At 62.0% G+C, this 10,886-nt stretch carries 8 protein-coding genes and 1 pseudogene; 6 read left to right on the plus strand and 3 right to left on the minus strand.

The window, feature by feature from the left end:
- The 3 genes from A9D15_RS15960 to A9D15_RS15970 all read left to right on the plus strand — a co-directional run.
- A partial coding sequence (locus A9D15_RS15960; protein WP_172807544.1) for a hypothetical protein occupies positions 1 to 1,199 on the plus strand: 1,199 nt, incomplete at its 5' end.
- A 209-nt stretch (positions 1,200 to 1,408) separates the two neighbouring features.
- Positions 1,409 to 3,169 carry a type I secretion system permease/ATPase gene (locus A9D15_RS15965; protein ID WP_229660440.1) on the plus strand — a complete coding sequence of 587 codons (1,761 nt, stop codon included), beginning with the start codon at positions 1,409 to 1,411 and terminating at the stop codon, positions 3,167 to 3,169.
- A complete protein-coding gene (locus tag A9D15_RS15970; RefSeq protein WP_082924537.1) occupies positions 3,153 to 4,460 on the plus strand; it encodes an HlyD family type I secretion periplasmic adaptor subunit in 1,308 nt (435 codons plus the stop codon). The genes A9D15_RS15965 and A9D15_RS15970 overlap by 17 nt, the downstream gene beginning before the upstream one ends.
- Before the next feature lie 9 nt (positions 4,461 to 4,469).
- Here A9D15_RS15970 and A9D15_RS15975 read toward each other — a convergent pair whose 3' ends face one another.
- On the minus strand, positions 4,470 to 5,246 hold the full coding sequence (locus A9D15_RS15975) for a response regulator transcription factor (RefSeq protein WP_066766890.1): 777 nt from the start codon (positions 5,244 to 5,246) through the stop codon (positions 4,470 to 4,472).
- A 362-nt stretch (positions 5,247 to 5,608) separates the two neighbouring features.
- On the opposite strand from A9D15_RS15975, the gene A9D15_RS15980 reads away from it, so the two are divergent.
- The 3 genes from A9D15_RS15980 (at position 5,609) to A9D15_RS15990 (ending at position 9,492) form a co-directional block, all read left to right on the plus strand.
- Positions 5,609 to 6,823 carry a mechanosensitive ion channel family protein gene (locus tag A9D15_RS15980; RefSeq protein WP_066766893.1) on the plus strand — a complete coding sequence of 405 codons (1,215 nt, stop codon included), beginning with the start codon at positions 5,609 to 5,611 and terminating at the stop codon, positions 6,821 to 6,823.
- Positions 6,824 to 6,991: 168 nt separating this feature from the next.
- Positions 6,992 to 9,061, plus strand: a complete 2,070-nt coding sequence (locus A9D15_RS15985) for a prolyl oligopeptidase family serine peptidase (RefSeq protein WP_483294812.1) — start codon at positions 6,992 to 6,994, stop codon at positions 9,059 to 9,061.
- 110 nt (positions 9,062 to 9,171) lie between these two features.
- The gene (locus tag A9D15_RS15990; protein ID WP_066767032.1) at positions 9,172 to 9,492 is read left to right on the plus strand and encodes a heavy metal-binding domain-containing protein; all 321 of its coding nucleotides are present in this window, start codon (positions 9,172 to 9,174) and stop codon (positions 9,490 to 9,492) included.
- A 241-nt stretch (positions 9,493 to 9,733) separates the two neighbouring features.
- Here A9D15_RS15990 and A9D15_RS15995 read toward each other — a convergent pair whose 3' ends face one another.
- Positions 9,734 to 10,042, minus strand: a complete 309-nt coding sequence (locus A9D15_RS15995; protein WP_066766899.1) for a hypothetical protein — start codon at positions 10,040 to 10,042, stop codon at positions 9,734 to 9,736.
- Positions 10,043 to 10,176: 134 nt separating this feature from the next.
- Positions 10,177 to 10,825 (minus strand): annotated as a pseudogene (locus A9D15_RS16000) (IS3 family transposase); the annotation flags it as partial.
- Positions 10,826 to 10,886: the final 61 nt, after the last annotated feature.

Here is a 10,886-nt window from a genome sequence, read left to right on the forward strand (position 1 = left end):
GCTCGTGGTCCTTCACCGGCCTCGACGAGACCTACATCGGTCTCGACGTCTACGAGGTGAAACCCAATGGCTATTCCCAGACATTGGGTCAGGCCGGGTATGTCATCGATGCCGATGGCGCCGACGACATGGACTTCGCCAACTTTGCCGACATGTCGGTATCGGGCTACAAGTGGGCCGATCTCAGCAACAACTCTGCCTGGGACGGTGGGGAAGGCACGCTCGACGGGTGGACGATCTACCTCGACAACGACACCGATCCGACCAACGGCTACATCGAGGCCGTGGTCACCGGTGCCGGCGACTGGGCCGACGGCTATTACGAGTTCACCGGCATAAACACCGATGACCCGCTGGTAGCCGCCGCGATCGACGGTTCGGGAATGCTCTATGTCTACGAAGCGGTGGAACCGGGCTTCACCCAGACTTATGGCGACTTCAGCTTCGTCATCAGCAGCGGCCTGACCATCGATGGCGATCTCGGCGTGACCGAGCAGGGCAACTTCGGCAACCACATGATGGAAGGTGCGGTCCGCACCCCCGGATTCTGGCAGTCGACGCTGGGCCAGTCGCTCTATAACGGGATCGAAGGCGACGAAGGCGATGCCAACGGGGACGGTATCCCTGACGGCGACAAGGACTTCGATGCCGAAGGATGGAGCGAAGTCGACCTGCTGTCGCTGTTCGGTGTCGATACCGATGGAGTGGCCGGCAACGACGAATTCGCTGTCTGGGATGCCAATGGCAATGGTGTCGAAGACAGCGGCGACATCTTCCTGACGCCCGAGGAACTGCTCAACTGGGTCGATGGCGGTGATAAGGGTGGTGGCCGAGACTATGTCACCATTCTGGAACGCGACCTTGGCGCCGCATTTCTGAACACCATCAACAATGCCGCGATTAATGGCAGTAGTGATCCGGCGGTCGATCCTGCCATCGCCGACTTCTATGCCGATGCCGTGGACTTCATCCTTGCCTGGGACGGAAACTTCGACGGAATCGCCAGCGGCAGCAAGAAGGCACAGGCCTCCGAATGGAAGGACTACGGTTCCGACGCGCACAACGTGCTGGGTGCCTATAACGAAAGCGGCGACGGCATGGTCGACGGTACGATGATGCAGGTGGCGATGGACGGTGACGACTATTCATCGCTGCTGGTCCAGAACTACCTGGCCGTTGAGGGGCAGATGATCGCATGATTCAGCCCATGTATCTGGAAGTAAAATCTATAGTGGTCTTTGGCCATTGACTGGATCGGATAAGGCGTCCTTCTACGGGACGCCTTATCTTTTCTGCATCTAACAGTGGTTGTTATCTGGTAAACAGGTGCATCGGGATTCTTGGGGATCCTGCCCGAAATATGGGGCCAGTGAATTGGGGGCAGGTCCGGTCGCGAAAGGGGGAAGAAGTGGCATCTCTAACGCAGATCGAAATGCCGCGCGGGCGTATGGCCGAATGGCTGTCCAAACCACTGCGCGCCAATCGCGGGATCTACACCAAGGTCGCGCTGGCGGCGGCCATGATCAACCTGTTCGCGCTTATCACCGCGCTGTTCACGATGACCGTCTATGACCGTGTCGTGCCGAACAACGCGATGGATTCGCTGGTCGGCCTTTCCATCGGCCTCGTCATCATCCTGATGTTCGACTTCGCGCTGAAGATCCTGCGCGCCTATTTCGTGGATGTGGCGGGTGCGCGGGTGGACCGCGACATCGGCAAGGCCATCTTCGAGCGCATCCTCCAGATGCGGATGGATATCGGGAAACGTTCGACAGGCGGGCTTTCCGGCCTTGTTCGAGAGATCGACACACTGCGCGATTTCTTTGCCAGCGCCACGATTACCGCGCTGGTCGATCTGCCTTTCATCATCATCACACTGACCGTGATCGCCCTTATTGGCGGGTGGCTGGTGCTGGTGCCGCTGGCGATGATCCCGATCGTGGTGATCGCCGCTCTTGCCACCCAGCCGCTGATGCGGCGCCTTTCGGCCGAAACGTTGAGCGGCCAGCTCGGCAAGCAGTCGGTGCTGGTCGAGACGATCGGCAATATCGAGACGGTGAAGTCCGCCAACGCCGGCTCGATCCTCAGCCGCCGGTGGGACACCGCCGTGACGGACCATGCCGGTGCCTCGCTGCGACAGCGGCTCGTGTCGACGATCCCCATCAACATTGCAGGGACCGCGCAGACCACCGCCTATACCGGTGTCGTGATCTTCGGCGTCTTTGCCATCGCCAACCACTCGTTGACGATGGGCGGGCTGATCGCCTGTTCGATCCTGGCAGGGCGCGTCGTCGCGCCGCTCGGCACGATCGCCCACTTGCTGACCCGCGCAAATTCCGCGCGGACAGCCTACACGCAGATCAACAAGTTGATGGAAAATCCGGTCGAAGGGCCGGAAGGTAGTGAGGGGCTCACCCTTTCGAAGATGGAAGGTTCGATCGAGTTCAAGAACGTCGACTTCCGCTATCCCGGTGCGGCGGAGTTTGCGCTGAAGGATGTCAGCTTCAAGATCCGCCCGGGCGAAAAGGTCGGGCTCGTCGGCCAGATCGGTTCGGGCAAGTCGACGATCGCGCGGCTCATCATCGGTCTCTACTGGCCGACCAGTGGCCTGATCCTGATCGACGGCATCGATATACGCCAGCTCTCGCCCGCAGCGCTGCGCCCCAAGGTCGGCGCGCTGTTCCAGGACAATGCCCTGCTGACCGGCACGATCCGCGACAACATCCTGCTATGCCGCGACGAAATCGACGATGACGAGATGATCCGCGCATCGCAAGTCAGCCTCGCGCACGAATTCGTGGCGCGGATACCGCAAGGGTACGATCTTGAACTGGCAGACCGCGGCGAAGGGCTTTCGGGCGGGCAGAAACAGTCGATCGCCCTTGCCCGCGCGCTGATCGGCCAGCCGCCGATCATCATCCTCGACGAACCGACTTCGGCCGTGGACGTCGAGACCGAGCGCCGGCTGATGGCCAACCTCGACGCCGAGTTCAAGGATCGCACGCTGATCCTCATCACGCATCGCCCGTCGCTGCTGCGGCTCGTCGATCGCATCGTGATGCTGTCCAGCGGGAAAGTCGTCGCCGACGGCTCGCCCGAACAGGTGAGTGCGCGCATTTCGAAGTTGAGGACCGTGCAGGGGGCGAAAAAAGATGAACGCGCTGCTTGATAGCCTGAAGGGTGGCGAGGCCACCATCGAGACCCAAGAATACACGGCCCGTAAATCGGCCAACATCGTGCTGTGGATCATCCTGGGCTTCGTGGTCGTATTCTTTCTCTGGGCTTCGCTGACCCAGATAGACCGGACGGTCCGCGGCGAGGGGCGCGTCGTGCCCAGTTCGAAGCTGCAGGTCGTCTCGAACCTCGAAGGCGGCATTGTCGAAGAGATCCTCGTCAAGGCCGGGCAACAGGTGCAGCAAGGGGACGTGCTCGTCCGCCTCTCGCCGACCCTGACGGGCGCCGCCTTCGGGAGTTCCACGGCAGAAGTGCAGGCGCTGGAGGCCAAGATCGCGCGCCTCAATGCAGAAGTGCGTGGAACGACGCCAGACTATGGCGCAGCGCCCGACGGGCAGGTCGAGATCGAAAGCTCGCTCCACAATGCGCGCATGGCCGAATTGAACGGCGCGATGGCCGCCGCCGCCGCCCGCGTGCACCAGGCCGAACGGCACGTCGTGGAATCGCGTTCACTGCTGGAAGCCAAGCGGTCGAACCTGACGACCGCGCGGCAGGAACTGGAAATGCTGCGCCCGCTGGTGCCGACCAAGGTCATCTCCAAGGTCGAATTCATCAAGGCGGAGAACGCCGCCCTTGTCGCGCAAAAGGAAGTCGATTCCGCCGAGGCCGCCCTTGCCCGCGCGCAGGCCAGCGTGGCCGAGGCAAGTGCCCAGTCCGCACAGGCGCGCAGCGACTGGCTGACCCGTTCGGGCAGCGAACTTTCGCAGGCACAGGCGGAACTGTCGGCCAAGCAGCTGCAATTGCCCGCCCTGTCCGACCGCATGGACCGGACCGTGATCCGTGCTCCGATGGCCGGACTCGTCAACCGCGTGCTCGTCACCACGGTCGGCGGCAGCGTCAATGCAGGCATGCCCATCGCCGAGATCGTGCCGTCGGACGACGCGCTCTATGTCGAGGCGAAAGTGCGCCCCTCCGACATCGCCAACATCCGTCTGGGACAGGAGGCGAAGCTGGAGATCACCGCCTACAACCGCGCCGTCTTCGGCACGCTGGAAGGGACGGTCACCTCGATCTCACCCGACGCGGTGGAGGATGAGAACCTGCGCGAGAACTTCTACCTTGTCGAAGTGCAGACGACCGACACCTTGCGCGACAAGGATGGCAAACCGCTTCCCATCGGGCCGGGCATGGTCGCCAACGTGAACCTGCTGGGCGAGAAGCGTTCGATCCTGTCCTACATCTTCACGCCGATCACGCGCCTCAGCCAGACCGCGTTCCGCGACTGATCGCCTGCGTCAGAGCAGACCGTAGCGGTATCCGCGCGATACCGCTTCGGCCAGCGTGGCGGCCTTCAGCTTGCGGCGCAGGTTGGCAAGGTGCGCGTCGACCGTGGGGACGGAGACATCGAGCTTCCACGCGATCTGCTGGCGCTGCGCCCCGTCCGCCAGTGCGCCCAACACGTCACGCTCTCGCGCCGACAGGTCGTATTCGAAGCCGTCGATCACCGCCTCCACCTGCGGCCTGATCCTGTCGAGCAGGGCAAAGGCGGCAATGCGAAGTTCGGGTAAACGCGCGCGAGCCTGGTCGCCACTGCCGTTGGTGCCGCCAAAGGCAAAACCGAAGCACCGCCGCGTACCCCCGCGGCTTCCCGGCACCAGCCCCAGCATCGCGACCCCGTCCTGCATGCCATATCGCGCGCATTCCATCGTCACGCGGACCGATTCCTCGCGAAAGGCGCGGACCTTGTCGAGGTGCGGCACGCCGAAATCGAAGATCGACAGTGGCTTGTCCGGCGTCAGAGCGGTCGACTGCGCGATGATGTAGTCGTCGTCCGCCATTTCGGCAGTGAACTCGTCCAGGAACGCGCCGGGCAGCAGCGAACCGCTGAACTCGTTCAACCCGAAGCCATCGTCGGTCACTTCGAACCCGCCGAAGTTGCAATGCTCGATCCCGCAGGCGTGCAGGTACCTGTAGAACAGGGTGATCGGCTCGCGGTCGTCATCGCGCCCTTCCCCGCGCGTCGTGGGCAGCGCAAATAGCGCATCAAGGAAATCGGATAGTTCTGGTGACATCCCCGGCCTGTTTCGGCAGCGTTAAGAGTGACGCGCGAAACTTTTCAGGATCGGGTCGGCCCGAGTCAACCGCGCCGCAAAGTAAAAGCCAGGGCAGGTCCAACTCCACAGCCGCCCGGACAGCGCAGATTGGACAGGGCGACCTGGACAACAGTCACCACCAAGCGCGAACCGGTAACGGCAACGATGACCACGCGAAGACCCCCGCGATCCCCCAATCGCGGGCCGCTTTGTGCGACACCCTGGCCGGTCGGCTGGATCGCACTGCGCCTCGCAGAACCGCAACCTATAAGAAGTTGTAATAGGCCCTTCCCCATCGCGGGTTGCAACGCGCGGCGCGACATGGGATCGCCGCGCGCGACATGGAACAGCTTCAGACTACTTTCGCCGAGCAGCTGCCCTGGGTGCAGTCGCTCATCGGGCTTGTCCTCCTCGCGCTGGCTGCGCTGGCGGTGAACTTCGTCCTCAAGAAAGTCATCCTGCGCGCCGCCGCCCCTTTCCTCGACACCCGCAGCCTGACTGCCGACAAGGCCGCCGCGCGGCTTGCCAACGTCATACCGTTGCTGATCGTTTCGAAAGGCATCACGCTCGTCCCGAACCTGCCCGAAGGGGTGCGGATCGTCGTCCAGAACCTTGCCGAAGCCGGCATCGTCCTGTCGATCGCCTTCGCCATCAGCGGCGCGCTCAACTACGTGAACGAGCTCTACGCCCGTCGGCCCGAGGCGAAGTCGCGGCCGATCAAGGGCTATTTGCAAGTCTTGAAGATCGTCGTGTTCGCCGGCGCCGCCATTCTCGCGATCGCAGTGCTGATGGACGAATCTCCCCTGCTGCTGCTGTCGGGTCTCGGCGCGATGGCCGCGGTCCTGATGCTGGTATTCAAGGATACCATTCTTTCTCTGGTCGCCTCTGTCCAACTGTCCAGCAACGACATGTTGCGCGTGGGCGACTGGATCGAAATGCCGCAGCTCAACGCCGACGGCGACGTGATCGACATCGCGTTGCACACGGTGAAAGTGCAGAACTGGGACAAGACAATCACAACGATCCCGACGCACCGGCTGATTTCGGAAAGCTATCGCAACTGGCGGGGCATGAAGGACGCGGGCGGCAGGCGCATCAAGCGTTCGATGTTCCTCGACCAGAACGCGATCCGGTTCCTTTCCGACGACGAACTGGCCAGGGTGCGCCGCTTCCGCCTGCTGGACGATTACCTGGCTCGCAAGGACGAAGAACTGCGCGACTGGAACGCGAAGTCGCTGGCCGAGAACTGCGACCTGGTGAACGCGCGGCGGATCACGAACATCGGCACGTTCCGCGCCTATGTCATCGCCTATATCAAGGCGCACCCGCACATCCGCGACGACATGACGATGCTGGTCCGCCAGTTGCCGCCATCGCCGCAAGGACTGCCGCTGGAGATCTACTGCTTTACATCGACGACGGTCTGGAGCGATTACGAGGCGATCCAGTCGGACATTTTCGATCACCTGCTGGCGATCCTTCCCGAGTTTGGCCTGCGTATCTACCAGGAGCCGTCCGGCCTCGATTTTCAGGGCATGCTGCGGGTATCCGGTTGAATTCTTTGGGTTGCACCCTGCGCCGCAGCGCATAGATAGGTTTCATCAGAAACCAACAGGTGTCCCGCCCACATGCCCAAAGGCTTGTCCGCGCCCCTTCGCGCTTCCCTTTCCGCCTGCCTCGCCGCAATGATCGCAAGCGCCCCCGCCGGGGCCGAGGAGATGCCGTTGACCCAGATTCCATCATCTCTGGCGCTGCCCGAAGATCCGTACCTCTGGCTGGAGGATACGTACTCGCAGCGCGCGCTCGACTGGGTAGAGGCGGAAAACGCGGCCAGCGCCGCACGGCTCGAAGCAGAACCGACCTATCAGGCTGCCTATGACGAGGCATTCGCCATCGTCTCGTCAGAAGACCGCATCCCGATGCCGGCATTTCGCAAGGGCATGCTCTACAATTTCTGGAAGGACGCCGATCACTTGCGCGGCATCTGGCGGCGCACGACGCTTGAATCGTACCGCACCGGCAATGCCGAATGGGAAACGATCCTCGACATCGACGCGCTGGGGGAAAAAGAGGGCCGCTCGTGGGTCTACAAGGGCGTGTCCTGCCTGCGCCCCGAAGAACGGCTCTGCCTGATCGAACTGTCCGACGGCGGGGAGGACGCGGTCGAAATCCGCGAATTCGATCTTGAGACGAAAAGCTTCGTCGAGGGCGGATTCTTCGTGCCCAAGGGCAAGTCGGACGCGACCTGGGTGGACGAAGACACGATCTACCTTTCCGCCGACTTTGCCGGCGACGGGTTCGATTTGACCAGCTCGGGCTACCCCATCGTCGTAAAGCGGTTGAAACGCGGCCAGCCCCTTTCCGAGGCGATCGAAATCTATCGCGGCAAGAAAGAGGACGTCGCCTCGTCCGCTGCCGTGATCCGCGACAGTTCGGGCAACGTGCTGCAGATGATCGTGCGCGCGACCGATTTCTGGAACCGCGAATTCGGCCTGATCGACGGTGACACGGTCACCCCGCTCGCGCTGCCGTCGCAGGCCAGCCCGCTGGGCCTTATCGAAAATCGCCTCGTCGTGCGCCTGTCGCAGGACTGGGCCGTTGGCGGTGAGACCTATGACGCAGGCTCGCTCGTCTCGTTCGACGCCGCCGCGTTGAAGGCGGATCCGGCAAACCTCTCGCCAACACTCGTCTGGGCGCCGGGCCAGAGCGAGGCCTACGAATCCGCGACGATGACCGCGAACCGTCTCGTCGTCTCCGCGCTCGACAATGTCAGCGGCCGCATCCTCTCCTTCGCACCTGCCGCCGACGGTGGCTGGACGAAGAGCACGGTGGACCTGCCCGCAAACATGACGCTGGCCCTCGTTTCGGGTGACGAAGACAGCGACCGCTTCTTCCTCAACGTCGAAGGCTTCACCACACCCAACGCGCTCTACCTCGCCGACGCGGCGACTGGTAAGGCCAAAGTGCTGCGTTCGATGCCCGCCAAGTTCGACGCGAGCGATCTGGTGGTCGAACAGAAGTGGGCGGCCTCGACCGACGGGACGAAAATCCCCTACTTCCTCGTCCACAAGCGGGACGTGAAGATGGACGGCACCACGCCGACGCTGCTTTACGGTTATGGCGGTTTCCAGGTCTCGATGACGCCCGGCTACAGCGCGATCATCGGCAAGCTATGGCTGGAAAAAGGCGGCGCCTATGCCCTTTCCAACATCCGCGGCGGCGGCGAATTTGGCCCTGCGTGGCACAAGGCCGGGTTGGAGACAAAGCGCCAGATCATCTATGACGATTTCGCAGCCATCGCCGAAGACCTGATCGCCAGCGGCCTCACCAGCCGCGAACACCTCGGCATGATGGGCGGATCGAACGGCGGTCTGCTCACCGGTGTCGAAATGACCCAGCGCCCCGACCTATGGAACGCGGCCGTCATCCAGGTCCCCCTGCTCGACATGATCGGCATCAGCCGCATCGGCGCAGGGGCATCGTGGCAGGGCGAGTACGGCAACGTGAACACCGATCCCGAGGCTCTGGCCTTCTGGCTCGAACGCTCGCCCTATCACGCGCTGAAGGCGGGGACGGACTATCCGGTGCCCTTCATCTATTCCTCGACCAAGGACGACCGCACCGGCTCTGCCCATGCGCGCAAGTTCGCGGCACGGATGAAGGAACTGGGCCTTCCCTACGAATACTTCGAGCAAATCGAGGGCGGCCATGCAGCAGGCGCGGACCCCAGGCAGGAAGCCCGGTCCTGGGCGCTGACCTACACGTACCTCACCCGTCAGTTGATGGGGGAGTAAACGGCCTTCACGCGGGCGCAACCTTCGGGCACTAATCGTGAGGAACCCGAAGGTTGCACCAGCGAGGAGAGCGTAAAATGGCAAGTCCGTGGGGTAACGCCGACACCGGCATGATCGTCACCACCACCCCCACCGTGCAAGGGCGCGAGATCGCCGCCTATCACGGCATCGTCACCGGCGAAGTGATCGTGGGCGCAAACCTGTTCCGCGACCTGTTCGCCTCGATCACCGACCTCGTCGGCGGCCGTTCGGGCAAATACGAGGAAGTCCTCGCCCGCGCCCGCCGCGAAGCGATCGCCGAAATGAAGGAAGAGGCGATGAAACTGGGCGGCAACGCCGTCGTCGGCGTCGACCTCGACTACGAAGTGCTGGGCCAGAACGGCTCGATGCTGATGGTCAGCTGTTCGGGAACGTCGGTCACACTGGGGTGATCACCGGGAGCCTGGAAAAACGAAAAGCCGCGTTCGCCCAAGGCGTTCGCGGCTTTTTCGTGCCGTCCTTTAGAAAAAGGATGGTGCCAGAAGAGGCATCACATTCGAGCTCTTTTCCGATTTATATTCAGATACTTAAGCAATTCGGTCTGAGGCAAAGGCCCGCAAAAGGCCCGCAAAAACCGTCTAATGCATTGGTTCGATGCCTTTTTTGGGACTCGAATCTTGATTTGCTTCTCCGTCAGGGAGTGAATGTTCCGGCAGGCTCTGCGTAGCTCTTGATGCTCTTTTTGGGGCTTTCATGCCAGCCGATATTGAATGCCCAATAGGTCGGAAAGAAATAGAGCGTTGAGTAAGGGAGGTGCTCGTGGATCCATCGAGCGAGTATCTGCCAATCGCCTTGCTCTTGGTGATTGGCCCAGAAACTGGGAACGACCTCACAAGCCATCGCCCCCATGTGTCCGTTCACATCGAGGCGATCCCAGATGTGCCCCGCGAAATTGCTCTCGTTCGAAGCACAGGTGTAGCCGGCCTTCTTCTTGCGCTGCATCGCATTGCAAAAGCCATTTACCTCACACGAGCGATACGCAGACCGGATCGCAATCCTGCCCCAATGGTCTTGAAGGGGTTCGAGCAATTCCTCGCATAGGTGTCTGCCTGCCTTGATCGCCAGGTCTGGATCATCTGGCGGTTCTGCATCGACCAGCCCACCACTCGGCGGGAGTAAAGGTCGATCACCACCGCCAGATAGGCAAAGCCCTCCTGCGTCCTGATGTAGGTGATGTCGGTCACCCATGTCTTGTCGGGTGCCGCGACATCGAACTGGCGGGCCAGCGTATTGTCGACCACCCTGGATGGCTTGCCACCATAGCTGCCCGGCCTGCGCTTGTAGCCGATCCTCGCTTTAATACCCGCCAGACTGGCGAGACGCGCCACGCGGTTCGGGCAGCAAGTCTCGCCCTGATCGAGCAGGTCGTCATGCAGCTTGCGATAGCCATAGACCTTGCCGCTGTCTTCCCATGCCTGCCGGAGCAGCTCGGTCTGCCGAGCATCTTCCTTCGCCCGTCTGCTCAACGGGTTCTTCAACCAGGCGTAGAAGCCGCTGGGCTGGATGCGCAGACACCGGCACATCGCGCGCACCGGGAACAGCGTGCGATGCTCGGCAACGAACGCGTATCTCACTTTGCATCCCTGGCGGAACGAAGTGGCCAAAGGTCAAATACGCGGTGGCTTTTTTTAGGATGTCGCGCTCCTCGGTCACCCGGTAGCCGCGCTCGGTGATCTGGGCCACCGCATCACGCTTGAACTCGTCGCTGAAATTAGCTTTCCCCATCGTCGCCTCCTGTCCTCAAATTTAGGAAAGAAGGCGTCCACAAATCTAGGGGCTATTCAAC

Source organism: Croceicoccus pelagius, assembly GCF_001661915.1.
GTDB lineage: Bacteria > Pseudomonadota > Alphaproteobacteria > Sphingomonadales > Sphingomonadaceae > Croceicoccus > Croceicoccus pelagius.

Coding starts and splice junctions, on each gene's coding strand:
- A9D15_RS15970 (WP_082924537.1), top strand. CDS start 3,153: ATGAACGCGCTGCTTGATAGCCTGAAGGGTGGCGAGGCCACCATCGAG.
- A9D15_RS15975 (WP_066766890.1), bottom strand. CDS start 5,246: ATGTCACCAGAACTATCCGATTTCCTTGATGCGCTATTTGCGCTGCCC.
- A9D15_RS15990 (WP_066767032.1), top strand. CDS start 9,172: ATGATCGTCACCACCACCCCCACCGTGCAAGGGCGCGAGATCGCCGCC.
- A9D15_RS15980 (WP_066766893.1), top strand. CDS start 5,609: ATGGAACAGCTTCAGACTACTTTCGCCGAGCAGCTGCCCTGGGTGCAG.
- A9D15_RS15995 (WP_066766899.1), bottom strand. CDS start 10,042: ATGCAGCGCAAGAAGAAGGCCGGCTACACCTGTGCTTCGAACGAGAGC.